An 18,731-nucleotide genomic window follows, 5' to 3' on the forward strand; every position below is an offset into this window, starting at 1 on the left:
GTTCGTCGGCTTCGATCGTCCGCTCGCGCTGACGGTGTTTCTGCTGCTGTGCGTCGGCATCGTCACGCTCTACAGCGCGAGTATCGACGTGCCCGGTCGCGTCGAGGATCAACTGCGCAACATCGTGCTGACGTTCATCCTCATGTGGGTGCTCGCCACGATCCCACCCACCACGCTGATGCGCTTCGCCGTTCCGCTCTATACGTTCGGTGTCGCACTGCTGGTGGCGGTGGCACTGTTCGGCATCACGAAGAAGGGGGCGAAACGCTGGATCAATGTCGGCGTGGTCATTCAACCGTCCGAGATCTTGAAGATCGCCACGCCGTTGATGCTGGCGTGGTACTACCAGCGGCGCGAAAGCTCCATTCGCTGGTACGACTTCATCGTCGGCTTCGCGATTCTGCTGCTGCCCGTGGGGCTCATCGCCAAACAGCCCGATCTCGGCACCGCCGTGCTCGTTTTCGCGGCAGGGCTATTCGTCATCTATCTGGCCGGCCTGTCGTTCAAGCTGATCGTGCCGGTGCTGATCGCCGCCGTGATCGGCATCGGCCTCGTGGCCACTTTTCAAGACAAGATTTGCCAGCCGCAAGTGCAATGGCCGTTGATGCACGACTATCAGAAGCACCGCATCTGCACGCTGCTCGACCCCACGTCGGACCCGCTCGGCAAGGGATTCCATACGATTCAGGCCGTCATCGCGATCGGCTCGGGAGGCCCGCTCGGCAAGGGCTGGCTCAAGGGCACGCAGGCCCACCTCGACTTCATCCCCGAAAAGCACACCGACTTCATCTTCGCCGTGTTCGCGGAGGAATTCGGGCTCGTGGGCGAACTCGTCTTGCTGACGCTCTATACGGCGCTCATCGCACGCGGGCTGTATATCGCGGCGAACGGCGCGACGATGTTCGGCCGCCTGCTCGCGGGCTCGCTGACGATGGCGTTTTTCACCTATGCATTCGTCAACGTGGGGATGGTGAGCGGCATCCTGCCCGTCGTCGGCGTGCCGCTGCCGTTCATGAGCTACGGCGGCACCGCGCTGGCGACGCTCGGCGTCGCCGTCGGCCTCATCATGAGCGTCGGCCGGCAAAAGCGGCTCATGAAGAGCTGAGCGCTGAACGTTGAGCGCCGCTATTTCGGCGGCTGCTTTTTGACCTCGTCCTTGAGCGCTCGGCTGAGCTGCTGATACTTGAGCCGAGCGGCCGGATCGCCCTGGGCCGCCGCCGCCGCATAGTAGGCGCGCGCGACGTTCAAATTGCGCTCGACACCGTCGCCGCCCAGCTCGTAAAACGAACCGGTCACGTATTGCGCCGTCATGTCGCCGCCTTCGGCCGCCTTCTTGTACCAGAAGAACGCTTTAGCGTTGTCGCGCGGCGTGCCGCGGCCGTCGAGGAACTGATTGGCGAGCGCGAGTTCGGCTTGCACATGGCCCTGCTGCGCGGCCTTGAGAAACCACTCGTGCGCTTGCGCGGGATCGCGCGCCACGAAGTCGCCGTCGTCGTACATCCGCCCGTAGACATACTGGGCGTGCGACATGTTTTGATCGGCGGCCTTGCGCAGCCACTTGCGACCTTCGTCGACGTTGGCCGCCGTCCCCTCGCCGTTGAGCAGCATCATCGCGTAGTTGAATTGCGCCAAGCGATTGCCGTGATCGGCGGCCTCGTGGAATTCCTTGAGCGCGGCGGCGAAGTTGCCCGCGTTGTAGTCGGCCACCGCCGTTTGCGTTTCCGGGTCGGCCGCCGCCTGGCCTTGTTCCGGCGCGGCATTCTGCGCATAGGCGACGCTGGCCGTCGCGCATGCCGCGGCGAGGGCGAATATCGAGAGCGCTCGCTTCATCATCGATCCTTGTTTCACGACCTCACCTCCTGCAACGCCGAGCGTGCGGCCCGCACGAGCCACATCATGTCCGAGCCCAACGCGATCACCCGAAAACCCGCCTCGCGGTACTGACGCGCGCCGGCCGCGTCGAGCGCAAAAATTCCCGCGGCAATGCCAGCCCGGCGAGCAGCATCCACGATACGGGCAATCGCCGCCTGGACGTCGGGGTGCTTCGAGTCCCCGAGATGACCCAGGCTCGCCGCGAGATCGGCCGGCCCGACGAACAGGCAATCGACACCCGGCGTGGCCGCAATCGCCTCCACATCTTCGAGCGCGCGCGCCGATTCGATCTGCACGATGGTGGCGATCTGCGTGTTCGCGCTTTGCACGTAGTCGCGGCGCGCGCCAAACGCAGCGGCCCGCACGACGCCCGCGACGCCGCGCAGCCCATCGGGCGCGGCGGCATCGGGATAGCGCGTCAGACGCACCGCATGGGCCGCGTCCTCGGCCGATTCGATATTCGGAAACATGATCGTGCGGGCGCCGGCATCGAGCACGCGCTTGACGAGCCATCCTTCGCGCGCGGGCACGCGCACGATCGGCTCGGTCGGCAGATGCGCCGCCGCGATGGCGCGCAATTGCGCCGTCACGTCCGCCGAATCGTTCGGGGCGTGCTCCATGTCGATGCACAGCCAATCGAAGCCCGCATGGGCGAGCGCCTCGGCCGAATCGGCGCTCGCAAGCGACAGCCAAAGCCCGAAAAGGGGTTCGCTTTCTTGCAGACGCTGCTTCAGGGGATTGGTCAATGCGCTCATCGGGACGCTCCCCGCCGATGAGCGGCGAACGAAGAACGGTATGAGATCGCGGAGGCGGCGCTCGGCATGTCTCGCTCCTTGGAATGATCGTCGGCCGGCCGCGTCGCTGCGCGGGCCGCCTTTGGCACGATCATACCCCGACAATAAGCGGCCGATGCGCCGCCTGCGCAGCGGGGGCGCGATGCTTCAGGACCCGCGCGCACGGGCGCGTGCGCGCGCCGAAGCCAGACGATCAGATCTCGCTGTCGCGAACGACGTCGGCCCAGCAGTTCGGCGTTTCGTAAAGCCGGACATGCTGCAGCCGCAAGTTCACGCCGTAGTGCGCGTCGTAGATCCGCGCGAGCGTCTCGAAGGCGACGGCGGCCAGATTTTCGACGGTGGGGATGCGATCGATGACGACGGTCTTGTGCTCGGGCATCGAATCGAGGAATTCGCGCACCCGCGTATCGCCCTCGTAGACGAGAAAGGCGTGGTCCCAGCGACTGACGAGATGCGTCATCGCCAGCGACTTCACGTCGGCGAAATCCATCACCATGCCGCGGTCCGGTGCGCCTTCCGTTTCCACGAGATCGCCGCGCAGCGTGATTTCGAGCACGTAGCGGTGACCGTGCAGATTCCGGCACTGGCTGCGGTGATCGGGAATGCGGTGGCCCGCATCGAATTCGAGTTTTCGGGTAATCGTCAGCACGGCGAATCAGGGAATGTTCAGATACTTGTGGGTCTGCATCGAGAGGCGCCAGCGCGGATGACGCTTGCACCAGTCGATCGCCAGACGCGTGTTGAGATCGCGCGACGGGCCGTCCATCGGCTGCACCAGGAAGTACTCAAAGTCGAGTTCGGCGTACTCGGCCAGGCGTTGATTGTCCTGCGGCACGACCACCTTGAGCTCGTTGCCTTTGGTGACCACGAGCGGGGCGTCGGCCTTCGGGCTCACGCAAACCCAATCGATCGAAGCGAGCACGGGCAAGGAACCGTTGGTCTCGATGGCAATTTCGAAACCGGCCGCATGCAGCGCATCGACGAGCGGCTCGTCCATCTGCAGCATCGGTTCGCCACCCGTGCAGACGACGAAGCGGTGTCCCTCCCCATCGGGCCACAGCGATGCGATGCGTTCGACGAGCGCACCCGCATCGCGATATTTGCCGCCGTTCTCGCCGTCGGTCCCGACGAAGTCGGTGTCGCAAAACCGGCAGACGGCGCCTGCGCGATCTTCCTCGCGCCCCGACCACAAATTGCAGCCGGCGAACCGGCAAAACACCGCCGGGCGACCCGCGTTCGCGCCTTCGCCCTGCAATGTGTAGAAAATTTCCTTAACCGCGTACGTCATGCTGCGCCCGATTCGTCCATCCTCACCCCAGGCAGGCCGCCGACGGGCCCGCCGCGGCGCCTAGCTCTTTAAGCGCCGTTACGCCGGCTGTGTCACTTTTTCGCCGGCAAGAAATGCCTCATAACCGCGCTTGCGCAAGCGGCAGGCCGGGCATTGCCCGCAGCCGAAGCCCCAGTCGTGCAGCTCGGCGCGTTCGCCGACATAGCACGTGTGCGTCTGGACTCGCACGAGCTCGACGAGTGCATCGCCGCCCAGCTCGTGCGCAAGACGCCAGGTATCGGCTTTGTCGAGCCACATGAGCGGCGTCTCGAGCACGAACCGGCTGTCCATGCCCAGGTTCAGGGCCACTTGCAACGCCTTCATCGTATCGTCGCGACAATCGGGATACCCCGAGAAGTCGGTCTCGCACATGCCGCCGACCAGGACCGGCAAGCCCCGGCGGTACGCGATCGCCGCCGCGATCGTCATGAACATCAAGTTGCGGCCCGGGACGAACGTGTTCGGCAGACCATTCGCGGTGGCCTCGATCTCGATCTCGCGCGTCATGGCCGTATCGCTGATCGAACCGAGCACCGACAAATCGATCATGTGATCTTCGCCTAGGCGCTCGGCCCAGGCGGGGAACTCGCGCACGATCGCCTGGCGCACGCCTTCGCGGCATTCGAGTTCCACGCGGTGACGCTGACCGTAGTCGAAGCCGAGCGTCTCGACCGTTTCATAGCGCTCGAGCGCCCAAGCAAGACATGTGGTCGAATCCTGGCCGCCCGAAAACAGCACGAGCGCGCCATGCTTAGCGTCTGTCCGAATCACCGTGAACACTCCGTGGACGTCATCAAAGGGGTGAGCACGCGGCGCGTGCCCGGTGCCGTGCGACGGTTCAGCGGGCCCGGCGCACGGTGCTTGCAGTATAGGCCTCGCGTATGCGAGCCGGGCTGCGCCGCGCTTATACCGCGCAGCAGTGGACGCCCCCTTGCGTTCGCCGCCCCATGACGCTCGCCTTCGCCGGCCGCGTGTGTCCGCCATGAGAAAAACCCCAAGAACCTTGCGATTCTTGGGGTTGGATACTGCTGGTGGCCTGGGGCGGAATCGAACCACCGACACGCGGATTTTCAATCCGCTGCTCTACCAACTGAGCTACCGGGCCACGAAGAAGCGAGAGTATAGCAAGGGGTTGTGCTTTGCTCAAGTGCTTTTTTCGCGGCCGATCGTTCGACCCTTCACTCACCCTTGTTCTTGCTCAGATCGACCCCGAGCTGTTTGAGCTTGCGGTAAAGGTGCGTGCGCTCCAAGCCCGTTTTCTCGGCCACGCGCGTCATGCTGCCGTTTTCGCGCGCCAAGTGATATTCGAAGTAGGCGCGCTCGAAGGCGTCGCGCGCATCGCGCAGCGGAATGTCGAACGAGATCGACGCCGCCTGCTGGGTCGCCGCCACCGTGGCGGCCGGCGCCGCGTCGGCCACGAGCATCGGCAGCGCGACGGCCGCCGCCACCGTCGCCACGTTCGCGGGCGCCGCCGCCTTGGCCGCGGTGTTGCCCATGGCCGGCGCCGCGCTGCCGCGCGCGAGTCCCTGCTCGACCGCCTTCAACAGCTTTTGAAGCGCGATCGGTTTTTCGAGGAAGTTCAACGCGCCGATCTTCGTGGCCTCGACGGCCGTGTCGATCGTCGCGTGACCGGACATCATGATGACGGGCATGGTCAACTGCCCTTGCGCCGCCCACTCCTTGAGCAGCGACACGCCGTCGATGTCCGGCATCCAAATATCCAGCAGCACCAGATCGGGTGCCTGACGCAAGCGGAAATCGCGCGCCTGCTGCGCGTTCTCCGCCACCTCCACGGCATGTCCCTCGTCGCTCAGGATCTCCGAGAGCAGTTCTCGAATACCCATTTCGTCGTCTACTACCAGGATGGTCGCCATTTATGCTGCCCTTGTCTGCGCTATTGCTTTTGTCGTCCCCGACGCCGCGCCGCCGCCCGTGGCCGGGCCTGTCGCGGGCGCCGCGTCGTCTGCCAACTGCAGGAACAAAATCGAAATCTGCGCACCTTCGATTGCTTCGCCTGCTTTCACTCGATTACGTATATCGATGCGTGCACCGTGTTCGTCCACGATCTTCTTGACCATGGCCAGCCCGAGCCCCGTTCCTTTGGCTTTCGTCGTCACGTAGGGTTCGAACGCGCGCGTGAGGATGCGGGCGGGGAAGCCCGGTCCATTGTCCGACACGGTCAGGCGAACCGCGACGCGCGCTTTGCCCTGCGCGTCGGGGTCGCCATATTCTACTGTCTTGGTTTCGATGACGACACGCGGGCTTGCTACCTCGGCCACGGCATCCTGCGCGTTTTGCAGCAGATTGTGGATGACCTGACGCAATTGCGTGGCGTCGCCGCGAATCACGGGCAGCGATGCAAGTTCGGCTGTGATCGCGCTCTTGCCCTCTTCGACGCCGTACAAGCCCAGTACTTCGGTGACGAGCTCGTTCAACTGCAGATTCGCGAGAACCGCCGGCGGCGTCCGCGCGTAATCGCGGAAGTTGTCGACCATCTGCTTCATCGCCGCGACTTGATTGACGATCGTCGTCGCGCCGCGCTTGAGCACATCCGCATCGTGCGGCGAGAGCTTGTCGGCCAGCTTCATTTGCAGCCGCTCGGCCGACAGCTGAATCGGCGTGAGCGGATTCTTGATCTCATGCGCCAAGCGCCGAGCCACTTCCCCCCACGCCGCCGAACGCTGTGCCGAGATGACGTCGGAAATATCGTCGAACACGACGACATAGCCGGCCGTGTCCGCCTCGCCGCCGCCCTCGGCCGGCACCGCCGCGACGAGCCGCGAACCGCGCACGAGCAATGTAAGAGGCTCGGTCTCGCCGGGCGCCGACACGGCGATCTGCTGTTGCCAATGGCCGCCGTCGTCGACGGCGCCCTCGCTGGCCGCCTCGCGATCGGCGAATGCCTTGCGCACCATCGCCGCGAATTCGGCCAGCACGCCGATATGTTCCAGCGAGGCGCCGAGCATCGACTGGAACGGCTGCCGGAAGATGCGCTCCGCGCCCCGATTCGCAGTGGTCAAGCGAAACTGGCGGTCGAGCACGAACACGCCGGCGGTGAGATTCGCCAATATGCTTTCGAGGTACGCCTTCGAATGCTCGAGCGCGACCCGGTTGCGCTCGACGGCCGCGCGCGCGTCGGAAAGTTGCCGCGTCATCGCGTTGAACGACTGCGTCAGAAAACCTAGTTCGTCGCGCGATTTGATTTCGCGTTTGGGCGTGTAGTCGCCCTCGGCCACTTCCTTCGTGCCCTTGGCCAGCAGAAACAGCGGCCGCGCCAGCTGATTGCCGAGCGCGAGCGCGAGCATCATCGCGATGAACGTCGCCAGGAACAGCGCAAGCGTCAGCGTCCCGATATACATCTTGCGCAGGCCGGTACGGCCGAGCGCCTTCTCTTGGTATTCGCGATAGGCGCGCTGCACGGCATCGGCATTTCGGGCGAGCGTCGGCGAAACGGGCTGCGTCAGTTGCAGGAAACGCTCGGCCGGCTGCAGCAGCGACGTGTTCGCATCGGGTACACGCACGACCACCCTCAAGCGCAGCGACCCCTTGGCGCCCTTTGCATGCGGATCGCCGTCGACTTCGCCTTCGATCGCCGCATAGCCGCGACCGCGCGCCTGGTCGAGCATGATCCCGGTAGGCAAATCGTCAGGCATCAGCGATGTGATGTTGCTCGAGGCCTGCGCGACCACGTGCAAATCGGGCGACGCCCCCGATACGCTGCGGACCGATTCCACGAGCATCGCCTCTTGCACGCCGAACTGATCGCGCATGCGCAGCAGCGTGAGCGTCGTATTCGTCGGCGCGGCGCTCGCCAGTTGCTCGGCCATCACCTGCGCCTTCGTCTGCAAGTCCGACAAGGACGCGTCGAGCATCCCACGCCCCAGATTCAAGCCCGAGGTCAAGGCCGTTTCGACGTTGACGTCGAACCACGACTCGATACTGCGCGAGACGAACTGGTACGACACGACATAGATGATCGCGCCGGGCACCACCCCCACCAGCGCAAAGAAAATCGCGAGCTTCGCGAGCAGCCGCGTGCCGAACTTGCCCTTGCGCAGCCGCATCACGATCATCGCGACGAGCGCGAAAACGATCAGCAGGAAGACGAGCGCGACGGCGATATTCGCCGCGTAAAGCCACGAGTAGTAGCGATCGAAAAATTCGGTGTTGGCGCTGGCCGCGGCGAGCAGCACGAGCAGCAGCAGCGCCGTGACGGCTACCGTCGAGACGATCACGCGAACGAGAATGCTCCTCACGTCCGCTCTTCGACGCACGCTATTTAGCACGTTCGGCCACCGTGAAAGTAAACCGCTTCCAATCGGAAGCAAGCGCCCAGTCGCGGTTGTTCACCGCATCGACCTGAAACGGCTTCGGCATCAATGCCGTATCGAGCTGCATACGCACCGACGCCGTATAAGTCTCCCCCTGCTGCACTTGATTGCGATCGATCACGTGCCAAGACGTGACGTGCTTGATCACGGCCAGCGCCTCGGACAGCGAGGTGAAGCCCTGCTGCAAGCCGCCGCTCGACACGCGATACTCGCGCGTCAAGGGCTGAAACGACAAGCGAAGCGTTTGCGTGACCGACACGGGTTGCGCGTCGAACCAATACCAGCGCGGACGCGTGAGCTCGAACTCCGTCGTGAAATAAAGCGGGATGCCCTTGTTGACCGCGTCTTCAAGGCTGCTATTCAAATCGAAGTCGAACCGCGCGTCGAGGTTCCAGCCGCTGCCGTCGGCCTGCAGCGACGCACGCTGCACGGCGATCGTATCGGCGCGCGCCACCCCCGCCGCGGCCAGGCAAACGGTCAGCCCAATCCAGAGCGAGGCCAAGAGCCTGAGCGGAAAAAAGCGATTGCTGATCGTCACCGTTTCTGAAAGCGCGCGTAGAAAAAACCGTCGTGGTCGATGTCGGCCCCGCCGCGCTCGAGATCGAAGGCGCGCGTTCCGGTCGATGAAGAAGCCGAGCGCTCGGCCGCCGCGCCGGAGCAGAACGGCATCAGCTGCCCGGGCGCGTCCAATCGTACCGCATCTTCATGAACACGTTCAAACCATTGGGCCTGCTCCTCGCCCTCCTCGGGGAAGAGCGAGCATGTCACATAAAGCAGCTCGCCGCCCGGCGCGACGAGGGGCCAAAGCGCATCGAGTATGCGATGCTGTTCGGCGACGAGCGCGGGGATGTCGGTCGCGCGGCGCAGCCATCGCACGTCCGGGTGGCGGCGCACGATGCCCGACGCCGAACAGGGCACGTCGGCGAGCACGCGATCGAAAGGCCGGCCGTCGTGCCATTGCGAAGGATCGCCGGCATCGCCGACGACCACCTTCGCCGTCAGCCCGAGCCGGGACAAGTTTTCGTCGATGCGCTTGGCCCTCGCGGGATCGGCTTCGAGCGCCACGAGTTCGACATCGGCCATCTCGAGAACATGGCCCGTCTTGCCCCCGGGCGCCGCGCAAGCATCGAGCACCCGCATGCCGTCGCGCGCGCCGAGCCACTCGCCCGCGCATTGCGCGCCGGCATCTTGCACCGACACGACGCCTTGCGCGAAGCCAGGAATGCGCTCGACGGGCACGGCGGCCGCAAGCTTCACCGCATGCGGCCCGATCGCAACGGCCTCGATACCCTGCGCGTCGAGCAGCTGCAGGTAATCGGCCGTCGTCGTGCGCCGCGCATTCACCCGCAGCGTCAGCGGGCCCGGCGCGTCGCCGGCGGCCAGCACGCGCTGCCAGGCGTCGGGCCATGCACGGCGCACCGCCTCTATCCACCAAGCGGGATAATTCCAAGCCGCGACCGGGTCCGATTCGGCCTTCTCCAGCCAGGCCTCGCGCTCGCGCAGGAAAGTGCGCAGCACGGCGTTGACGAGCCCCTTCGCGAAGGCGCATTCGCGGCGCGCGGCAATCGCGGTCACAGCTTGGTCGACAACCGTGTACGGGGCATAGGCCGCCGCGTGTTCGTCATCGGCCAAGAGTGCGAATGCACAAACGAGCACGTTGCCGACATGCGCGGGCGGCGCCTTGCGCACGAGCTGCGTGACGAGCCAATCGCCGGTGCCGAGCCGTCGCAGCGCGCGATAGGCGATATCCTGAATGGCGCCGCGCGCGAGCGCCGCATTCCCGGCTCCAGCCGATGCCAGCACGGCCGCAAGCGCGGCCGGCAACGCCATCCCCGCGCGTACGGCGCCGACGGCCTGCGCGGCTGCATCGAGCGCGAAGCCGAGCGAATCGGGCGCGAGATGCAGCATCGAAAAGCGCGCGGCGCCGGCTTTCGGCGATGTACGACGGGAAAAAGCGGATCGGGTCATCGAGAAGGAAAAACGGCGCGCGATGCGCAATGCGGACGGACGGGACAAGCGCGCTATTGTACCGCGCGCTACCGCGCGGTCCGCGTTGACCTGCCAGTCCTTCCCGTCCCGCTCGGGACGAGGACAGGCGATCGCGCTCGCGCCATGCCGGTCGCCGCAATGAAAACGGGCCCCGCGGGCCCGTTTCCTCCATGCGCATCAGTGCAGCGCGCGATATGCCATCCGATGCGTCACTCGTAACGCCCGGTACGGGCCATCTCCATCAGACGTGCGATGCGCTCTTCGGTCGCCGGGTGCGTCGAAAAAAGATTCGCGATACCGCCGCCCGACAGCGGATTCAAGATCATCATCTGCGCCGTGGTAGGGTGCGCCTCGGCCGCGGCAAACGGAATGCCGGAGGCAAAGCGATGGATCTTGTCGAGGGCCGAAGCGAGCGCCTGAGGATCGCCGGTCAGCCTTGCACCGCCGCGGTCGGCCTCGAACTCGCGGGCCCGGGAAATCGCCATCTGAATCATGGCGGCGGCGATCGGCGCAAGCAGCGCGACCGCAATGCTCGCGATCGGGTTCGTCGGGCGTCCTTCCTCGTCCCGGCCGCCGAAGAACATCGCGAAATTGGCGAGCGCCGAGATGGCGCCGGCCATCGTGGCCGAGATCGTGGAGATCAGAATGTCGCGATGCTTCACGTGCGAGAGCTCGTGCGCCATCACGCCGCGCATTTCCCGCTCCGACAGAACACGCAAGATGCCCGTGGTCGCCGCTACGGCCGCGTGTTCGGGGTTGCGCCCCGTGGCGAACGCGTTGGGCGCATCCTCGTTGATGAGATAGACGCGCGGCATCGGCAGCTCGGCGCGGGTGGCCAGTTCGCGCACCATGCGATAGAACTGAGGCGCGCTGGTTTCGTCCACTTCCTGAGCGTTGTACATGCGCAGGACCATCTTGTCCGAGAACCAGTACGAGAAGAAATTCATCGCCAGCGCGATGACGAGCGCGAACATCATGCCGCGCGAACCGCCGATCATCCCGCCAATCACGACGAACAGGGCCGTGATCGCGGCCATCAGCATCGCGGTTTTGACCCAATTGAACATGTGGACTCCTTTTTCGATTGCGCCCCGATAACGATCTCGACCAGAGAGCCGCCCGGGCGCGTCGCTCAATTGTAAGCGATTTGTCAGGTATGGGCGAAGTCCGAAATTTCAATCATCGCGTCGCCATCGCGAGCCTGAGCCCGAGGCCGACGAACGCGCTGCCGACCACGCGGTCGAGCCACTTCTTGACGCCGGGCTTACCGCCCAGCCGCCGCGTGACGCCGCTCGCCACCCAGACGAGGAACAAGCACCAAACGACGCTCATCGCGACGAATACGCCGCCGAGCGTGAGGAACGCCAAGGCTTTGTGATCGCTGTCGGCGGAGACGAATTGCGGAAAGAACGAGACGAAGAACAGCACGACCTTCGGATTGAGCACGTTCGTCCAAAAGCCTTGCATGAACAGTTGCTTGAGCGGCTTCGCGCCCTGCGCGGCACTTGCGCCCGGCTGCCCCGATTGGGCCGCGTCGGCGGATTTCTCCGGCGACGCGAACGCGAGCCGCACGCCCAAATAGATGAGGTAGATCGCGCCGGCGAATTTGATGACAGTGAAGGCCGTGGCGGAGGCGGCAAGCACCGCCGTCAAGCCGAACGCACAGGCGATCGAATGGACGCAGCAGCCGGTGCAGATGCCGAGCGCCGACATGAGGCCCGCCCCGCGCCCTTGCGCGACGCTGCGCCCGACGATGTAGGCCGTATCGGGGCCCGGCGTCACGTTGAGCAGGAAAACCGCCGCGACGAAAAACGGGAAATGAACGATGCCGAACATGCTCCGGGGCTCCTGTACGTATCCTGTATCTCTCGACCGAATGTCTCGATCCGTCATGGTCTCACGCCGCGCCGCGATCGTGCACTCGAGCGCTGCCGCATGCCGAGCGCACGGCAGCCGCCGCTCGGCACCCACCACCCGCCGCTAGACCGCCTCGGGCGCCGAGGGCGCCTGCAGCCGCTGGCCGCGGGTCAGTGCGGCGCCGGCAAGAAATTCGCGCACGGGCAGGCGTTTGCCGCCCGGCTTTTGCAACTGCGTGAGGCGCAACGCGCCCTCGCCGCAAGCCACGACTACGCCGTCCGGCGACACATCGACGATCGTGCCCGGCTCGGCATTCATGCCGCCACGCACTTGCGCGACCGGTTCGGCGGCCCAGACTTTCAGCGCCGTTCCATCCTCGAGCGCGGCGACGCCGCCCGGAAACGGATCGAACGCGCGCACTTGCCGCGCGAGCGCCTCGGCGGGCCGACGCCAATCGAGCGCGGCCTCGTGCTTGCCGATCTTCTCCGCGTAGGTGGCGCCCTCGGCGGGCTGCGGCGCGGCATGCAGCACGCCGGTCCGCTCTAGGGTGCGAAGCGCGCCGACGATCAACTGCGCGCCCTGCACCGCGAGCTTGTCGTGCAGCGTCGCGGTGGTGTCGCGCGCGTCGATCGGCGTTCGCGCCACCTCGATCATCGCGCCGGTGTCGAGGCCGGCATCCATCTGCATCAGCGTAATACCGGTTTCTTCGTCGCCGGCCTCGATCGCGCGATGGATCGGCGCGGCGCCGCGCCAGCGTGGCAACAGCGATGCGTGAATGTTGATGCAGCCGTGCGGCGCGATATCGAGCACCTCCTGCGGCAGCAACAGGCCGTACGCAGCCACGACCATGACGTCGTGCGGCGTTGCGCGCAGCCGATCGATGGCAGCGGCCGCCTCGGCCGGAAATTTGCCGGCGCGGCGCAGCGACGGCGGCTGCGCCACGGGCAGCCCGTGCAGGGCCGCATAGCGTTTGACGGGGCTCGCTTGCAGCTTCATGCCGCGCCCGGCGGGCCGGTCGGGCTGCGTGAGCACGAGCGGCACGGAAAACCCGGCTTCATGAATGGCCGCGAGCGCGGCGGCGGCGAATTCGGGCGTGCCGGCGAAGACGACGCGCAGCGTGGAGGTCATGGATCGAGCGAAGGCGGCAAGTAAGGGAGCGACGTAAAAAGCAAAGCGCGCGTTACATCGCGTGCGCGAGTTTCTTCATCTTGGTCTTGATGCGCGTCTGTTTCAGCGACGACAAATACTCGACGAAGACGCGCCCCATCAAGTGATCCATCTCGTGCTGAATGCACACGGCCAAGAGGCCCTCGCAATCGAGTTCGAACGACTCGCCCTTTTCGTTGAGCGCCCGCACGCGCACGCGTTCGGCGCGCTCGACGCTGTCGTAGATGCCGGGCACCGACAGACAGCCTTCTTCATTGACCTTGCGCTCGCCGCTCGACCAGACGATTTCGGGGTTGATGAACGCACGAAGCTCATCGTGCGATTCCGAGACGTCGATGACGATGACGCGCTCGTGCACGTCCACCTGCGTTGCGGCCAGTCCCACGCCGGGCGCCGCGTACATCGTCTCGGCCATGTCGGCCACGAGCTTGCGGATACGGTCGTCGACCTTGTCGACGGGTTTCGCGACCTTGTGCAGCCGCTTGTCGGGATAGTTGAGGATGCTCAGTAAAGCCATGGTGTCCAAGTCGTTGCGACGCAGCCGCGACGCGCGTGATCGATATCGAAAATCCGGTAGGCCGTTCGGCCGACTGCCGCGGCCCTCGCCAAACACTGAAGATACGCCGAACCGCGCGCGCCTTCAGGCCGCGAGCAGCAACCGAGCGCGCGCCTAAGCCACGTTGGAGGTATTTCGGATGGTGAAAATTTTATCACGGCATGCGCGCCGGCGCAGACGCGCGTTCGAAGGGGAGCGCCGGTGCGCGCTCGGCCGATGACCCCGGCGCGGCTCGGCGCCTGGCTGGCCTTATCGGGTGCGCGCGGCGTCTCTCCCGCGGCGCTGCGGCAGCTGGTGTCGGCTTTCGGCGATGTGGAGGCGGTCATCGCGCAGCCGTATCGCCTGTTGGCCGAGGCGGCGGGCGACGTCATCGCCCGCGCCGTCGGAGCCGCCGCGCAGGCCGATGTAGGCGACGCGCGCGAACGCACCGCTGCCTGGTGCACGCAACCGGGCAACGCGCTCGTTGCGCTCGACGATCCCGCCTATCCCAGCGCCCTGCTGACGATGCACGATCCGCCGGCGTTGCTTTACGTGACGGGCCAGCTTGAATCGCTGCATGCGCCGAGCGTAGCCATCGTCGGCAGCCGCAACGCGACGGCGCAGGGCGCCAACGATGCCGGGTCTTTCGCCCGCGAACTGGCCGCCGCCGGCCTTGCCGTCGTTTCCGGTCTGGCGCTCGGCATCGACGCCGCGGCTCATCGAGGCGCGCTTCAGGCCAAGGGCGTCACGATCGCCGTCGTCGGAACGGGCGCCGATCTCGTCTATCCGGCGCAGCATCGCGCGCTCGCCCGCGAGATCGCCGCGCGCGGCGCGATCGTGTCGGAGTGGCCGCTCGGCACGCCGGCCAAGCCGGCCCACTTTCCGCAGCGCAATCGTCTGATCGCCGGGCTGGCGAGGGGCGTGCTCGTCATCGAAGCCGCGCTGCGCTCGGGCTCGCTCATCACCGCCCGGCTCGCCAATGAAATGGGGCGGGATGTGTTCGCCATCCCGGGATCCATTCACGCCCCGCTATCGCGGGGCTGCCATCAGCTCATCAAAGACGGCGCCAAATTGACCGAGACGCCGGACGACATCTTCGATGAATTCGGCGCGACACGGCCCGGGCGAGCAGTACCCGGCGCCAGCGATACCGGCGGTCGGCTCGCGCCCCGGCAGTCCCGGCCAACGCCCTCGGGCACGTCGCCGTCCAAGCCGGCCCGCACCCGGGCATCGCACGCGTCGCCGCCCGAGCCGCTGCCGCTGTTCGACGCGCCGCTCGCCGTCTTCCCGGCGCAGCGGCCCTTGTCCGGCGCGGCGGCCCGGCTGCTCGACGCGCTCGGTCACGCGCCGGCCGCCCTTGAAATTCTCGCTTCACGCACCGAAATGGACAGTGCAGCACTGCAGGCCGCCCTGCTCGAGCTCGAATTGCGAGGATGCATCGCGGCTTTGCCGGGCGGCCGCTATGCGCGGCAGACGAACCGGTAGCGTCCAACGAGGGCTCGAACCGGCGTGCTACAGTCGCCCAATCGCTACGGGAACAGAAAGAAGGAACGCATCATGCCCGCGCTGAATCTCGACACCGACACAGACCGGATCGCCGAGCGCGTCATCAACCCAAACACCCTGCTCGTGGCCTGCCTGTGCGCACAGTGGTGCGGCACGTGCCGCGACTACCGGCAAACGTTCGACGAATTGGCCGACGCGCACCCGGAAATGTGCTTCGTGTGGATCGACATCGAAACGCACGCCGACCGCTTCGACGATCTCGACGTGGAGAATTTCCCCACCTTGTTGATCGAGGACAGCATGACCGCGCGCTTTTTCGGTACCGTACTGCCCCATAAGGCGATCGCCGAGCGCATGCTGTCGGACCTGGCGGCGTTGCCGGCCACTGTGGCCGCGCCGAAGGTGCGGCCGGCGCTTGCAGCGGTCTGATTCTTTTGCGATGCGCGAATCGGCGAGCCCCGAGGGCACGATCCGTGCTGTCGCAGTGCACGCCGGCCCGCCGCCCGTCGGGGTTACGCCGCACGCGTCCTGGCGCGGCGGCCGGTGCCGGCGGTTACCGGCCAGCGTGGTGCTTTTTGGTGCGAACGGGACGCCGCTCACTCTGCGTGTGCTATAAAGCGGTCGTTGAAGGGAACACAATCCGGGTTCGGACCCCGGTCACTACATCCAACCTGTCATGTCCAAAGCACTGATCATTGCGGAGAAGCCCTCTGTCGCGAACGACATCGCGCGAGCACTCGGCGGCTTCGCCAAACATGACGAATACTACGAGAGCGACGATTACGTGCTCTCGTCGGCGGTCGGCCATTTGCTCGAGATCGCCGCGCCCGAAGAATACGACGTCAAGCGGGGCAAATGGAGTTTCGCGCATTTGCCTGTCATCCCGCCGCATTTCGACCTCAACCCGATCGCAAAAAGCGAATCGCGGCTGAAGGTGCTGACCAAGCTGATCAAGCGAAAGGACGTCGACCGCCTCATCAACGCATGCGACGCGGGACGCGAAGGCGAGCTGATCTTCCGGCTCATCGCCCAGCACGCGAACGTGAAGAAACCGGTTCAGCGGCTGTGGCTGCAATCGATGACGCCCGCGGCGATCCGCGACGGTTTCGCCCACCTGCGCAGCGACGCCGACATGCAGCCGCTGGCCGACGCCGCGCGTTGCCGCTCCGAAGCCGACTGGCTCGTCGGGATCAACGGCACGCGCGCGATGACGGCATTCAACAGCAAGGGCGGCGGCTTTTTCCTGACGACGGTGGGGCGCGTGCAAACGCCGACGCTGTCGATCGTCGTCGAACGGGAAGAAAAAATCCGCCGTTTCGTGCCGCGCGACTATTGGGAAGTGCGCGCGCAGTTCGTCTGCGCCGGCGGCTTCTACGAAGGCCGCTGGTTCGACCCTAAGTTCAAGCGCGACGAATTCGACCCGGAGAAACGCGACTCGCGGCTCTGGAGTCTCGCGGCCGCCGAAACGGTCGTCGCCGCATGCCGCGAGCAACTGGGCGTCGTCACCGAAGAATCGAAGCCCTCGACCCAGCTCTCGCCGCTGCTGTTCGATTTGACGAGCTTGCAGCGCGAGGCGAACGGCCGTTTCGGCTTCTCGGCGAAGAACACGCTGGGCCTCGCCCAGGCGCTGTACGAGAAGCACAAGGTTCTGACCTACCCCCGTACCGATGCTCGCGCGCTGCCCGAAGACTATCTCGCCACGGTCGGCAGCACGCTCGAGATGCTCAAGGAGAGCAACAACTACCTGCCGTTCGCCAAGCAGGTGCTCGACAAGGGATGGGTCAAACCGAACAAGCGCATCTTCGACAACTCGAAGATCAGCGACCACTTCGCCATCATCCCGACGCTGCAAGCGCCGAAGGCGCTGTCCGAGCCTGAACAGAAGCTGTACGACCTCGTCGTGAAGCGGTTCCTCGCCGTGTTTTTCCCGGCGGCCGAATATCGGGTCACGACGCGCATTACCGAAGTCGTCGGGCATCACTTCAAGACCGAGGGCAAGGTGCTCGTCGAGCCGGGCTGGCTGCAAGTCTATGGTCGCGAAACGAGCGGCGAGGACGCCAACCTCGTGCCGGTGCAGAAGGACGAAAAGGTCAAGACCGACGAGATCGCCCCGCACGGTCTGACGACGAAACCGCCCGCTCGCTACAACGAAGCGACGCTGCTCTCGGCGATGGAAGGCGCGGGCAAGCTCGTCGAGGACGATGAGCTGCGCGAAGCCATGGCTGCCAAGGGGCTCGGCACGCCGGCCACGCGCGCGGCCATCATCGAAGGCCTGCTCGGCGAGAAATATCTCGTGCGCGAAGGCCGCGATTTGATCCCGACCGCGAAGGCGTTCCAGCTCATGACGCTCCTGCGCGGGCTCGGCGTGAAGGAACTGACCGCGCCCGAGCTGACGGGCGAATGGGAATACAAGCTGTCGCAGATGGAGCGCGGCAATCTGGGGCGAGACGCGTTCATGCAGGAAATCGCCCGCATGACGCAGACGATCGTCAAACGCGCGAAAGAGTACGACTCCGACACGATCCCGGGCGATTACGCCACGCTGAGCACGCCGTGCCCCAATTGCGGCGGGCAGGTGAAGGAGAACTACCGGCGCTTTGCCTGCACGCAGTGCGAATTCTCGATTTCGAAGATCCCGGGCAGCCGCCAGTTCGAGGTCGAAGAAGTGGAAACGCTGCTGAAAGAGAAGACGATCGGCCCCTTGTCCGGTTTCCGAAGCAAGATGGGGCGCCCGTTCTCGGCCATTCTCAAGCTCACGTTCGACGACGAGACGAAGAACTACAAGCTCGAATTCGATTTCGGCCAGGACCAGGGCGGCGAAGATGGCGAAGCGCCCGACTTCTCCGAGCAAGAAAGCGTAGGGGCATGCCCGAAATGCCATGCTCGCGTGTTCGAGCACGGCATGAGCTACGTTTGCGAAAACTCGGTGGCGAACCCGAAGACCTGCGATTTCCGCTCGGGCAAGGTGATTCTGCAGCAGGAAATTGCACGCGAGCAGATGGGCAAGCTGCTGGGAGAAGGCCGCACCGACCTGCTGACCGGCTTCAAGTCATCGCGCACCGGCCGCAACTTCAAGGCGTTCCTCGTCAAGCAAAGCGACGGCAAGATCGGGTTCGAATTCGAGAAGAAAGAGCCCTCGGCGAAGACGGCCGCCAAAACGGCATCGCGTAAGGCTGCTGCGGCGAATGGCGATTCGGACGGCGCCGAGGAAGCGGTCAAGGCCGCTCCGGCCAAGAAAGCCGCGACCAAAACCGCAGCGAAACCGGCCGCCAAGACGGCAGCTTCGAAAACGCCGGCCAAGCGTGCGGCTGCACGCAAGGTGAACGCTTAAGCGAAAGCATAAGCCGCTCGAT

The 18,731-nt window shown here is 65.4% G+C and carries 17 protein-coding genes and 1 tRNA gene; 4 read left to right on the top strand and 14 right to left on the bottom strand.

From position 1 onward, the window contains the following. The coding region (gene rodA / locus ACTHNR_RS14550; protein ID WP_440548363.1) for a rod shape-determining protein RodA at positions 1 to 1,105 on the top strand (1,105 nt) is incomplete at its 5' end. A 20-nt stretch (positions 1,106 to 1,125) separates the two neighbouring features. Here rodA and ACTHNR_RS14555 read toward each other — a convergent pair. From ACTHNR_RS14555 to def, 14 genes are all read right to left on the bottom strand, one after another. Continuing rightward, positions 1,126 to 1,830, bottom strand: a complete 705-nt coding sequence (locus ACTHNR_RS14555) for a tetratricopeptide repeat protein (protein WP_440548389.1) — start codon at positions 1,828 to 1,830, stop codon at positions 1,126 to 1,128. 14 nt (positions 1,831 to 1,844) lie between these two features. Continuing rightward, positions 1,845 to 2,627, bottom strand: a complete 783-nt coding sequence (locus ACTHNR_RS14560; protein WP_440548364.1) for an HpcH/HpaI aldolase family protein — start codon at positions 2,625 to 2,627, stop codon at positions 1,845 to 1,847. Between the two features lie 232 nt (positions 2,628 to 2,859). After that, positions 2,860 to 3,312, bottom strand: coding sequence for a 6-carboxytetrahydropterin synthase QueD (queD, locus tag ACTHNR_RS14565; protein WP_440548390.1), 453 nt, complete (start codon positions 3,310 to 3,312; stop codon positions 2,860 to 2,862). A gap of 9 nt (positions 3,313 to 3,321) precedes the next feature. Beyond that, a complete protein-coding gene (queE, locus tag ACTHNR_RS14570) occupies positions 3,322 to 3,954 on the bottom strand; it encodes a 7-carboxy-7-deazaguanine synthase (protein WP_440548365.1) in 633 nt (210 codons plus the stop codon). 78 nt (positions 3,955 to 4,032) lie between these two features. Beyond that, positions 4,033 to 4,764 (bottom strand): 7-cyano-7-deazaguanine synthase QueC, encoded by a 732-nt coding sequence (gene queC / locus ACTHNR_RS14575; protein WP_440548366.1) that lies wholly within the window; start codon positions 4,762 to 4,764, stop codon positions 4,033 to 4,035. Between the two features lie 258 nt (positions 4,765 to 5,022). Beyond that, positions 5,023 to 5,098 (bottom strand) — tRNA-Phe (locus ACTHNR_RS14580). Between the two features lie 73 nt (positions 5,099 to 5,171). Then, on the bottom strand, positions 5,172 to 5,867 hold the full coding sequence (esaR, locus tag ACTHNR_RS14585) for a response regulator transcription factor EsaR (protein WP_440548367.1): 696 nt from the start codon (positions 5,865 to 5,867) through the stop codon (positions 5,172 to 5,174). Beyond that, positions 5,868 to 8,279 (bottom strand): ATP-binding protein, encoded by a 2,412-nt coding sequence (locus ACTHNR_RS14590; protein WP_440548368.1) that lies wholly within the window; start codon positions 8,277 to 8,279, stop codon positions 5,868 to 5,870. Beyond that, on the bottom strand, positions 8,269 to 8,862 hold the full coding sequence (locus ACTHNR_RS14595) for a DUF4390 domain-containing protein (RefSeq protein WP_440548369.1): 594 nt from the start codon (positions 8,860 to 8,862) through the stop codon (positions 8,269 to 8,271). The genes ACTHNR_RS14590 and ACTHNR_RS14595 overlap by 11 nt, the downstream gene beginning before the upstream one ends. Beyond that, positions 8,859 to 10,292 carry a 16S rRNA (cytosine(967)-C(5))-methyltransferase RsmB gene (gene rsmB, locus ACTHNR_RS14600; protein ID WP_440548370.1) on the bottom strand — a complete coding sequence of 478 codons (1,434 nt, stop codon included), beginning with the start codon at positions 10,290 to 10,292 and terminating at the stop codon, positions 8,859 to 8,861. The genes ACTHNR_RS14595 and rsmB overlap by 4 nt, the downstream gene beginning before the upstream one ends. A gap of 230 nt (positions 10,293 to 10,522) precedes the next feature. Next, positions 10,523 to 11,380: a zinc metalloprotease HtpX gene (gene htpX / locus ACTHNR_RS14605; RefSeq protein WP_440548371.1), complete on the bottom strand. Its 858-nt coding sequence runs from the start codon at positions 11,378 to 11,380 to the stop codon at positions 10,523 to 10,525. Positions 11,381 to 11,492: 112 nt separating this feature from the next. Continuing rightward, positions 11,493 to 12,149: a LysE family translocator gene (locus ACTHNR_RS14610; protein WP_440548372.1), complete on the bottom strand. Its 657-nt coding sequence runs from the start codon at positions 12,147 to 12,149 to the stop codon at positions 11,493 to 11,495. Between the two features lie 144 nt (positions 12,150 to 12,293). Beyond that, entirely contained in the window at positions 12,294 to 13,298 is a 1,005-nt protein-coding gene (gene fmt / locus ACTHNR_RS14615) for a methionyl-tRNA formyltransferase (protein WP_440548373.1), read from the bottom strand. Between the two features lie 52 nt (positions 13,299 to 13,350). Then, positions 13,351 to 13,854, bottom strand: a complete 504-nt coding sequence (gene def, locus ACTHNR_RS14620; RefSeq protein ID WP_440548374.1) for a peptide deformylase — start codon at positions 13,852 to 13,854, stop codon at positions 13,351 to 13,353. Between the two features lie 255 nt (positions 13,855 to 14,109). Between def and dprA the strand changes: the two genes are divergently transcribed. The 3 genes from dprA to ACTHNR_RS14635 all read left to right on the top strand — a co-directional run bounded on the left by dprA (position 14,110) and on the right by ACTHNR_RS14635 (position 18,709). Further along, complete coding sequence (gene dprA / locus ACTHNR_RS14625; RefSeq protein WP_440548375.1) at positions 14,110 to 15,357, top strand: DNA-processing protein DprA; 1,248 nt, start codon at positions 14,110 to 14,112, stop codon at positions 15,355 to 15,357. Positions 15,358 to 15,429: 72 nt separating this feature from the next. Then, the gene (locus ACTHNR_RS14630; protein WP_440548376.1) at positions 15,430 to 15,807 is read left to right on the top strand and encodes a thioredoxin family protein; all 378 of its coding nucleotides are present in this window, start codon (positions 15,430 to 15,432) and stop codon (positions 15,805 to 15,807) included. 247 nt (positions 15,808 to 16,054) lie between these two features. Further along, positions 16,055 to 18,709: a DNA topoisomerase III gene (locus ACTHNR_RS14635; protein WP_440548377.1), complete on the top strand. Its 2,655-nt coding sequence runs from the start codon at positions 16,055 to 16,057 to the stop codon at positions 18,707 to 18,709. Positions 18,710 to 18,731: the final 22 nt, after the last annotated feature.

The sequence above is a fragment of the Trinickia sp. genome (genome assembly GCF_051954495.1).
Classification (GTDB): Bacteria; Pseudomonadota; Gammaproteobacteria; order Burkholderiales; family Burkholderiaceae; genus Trinickia.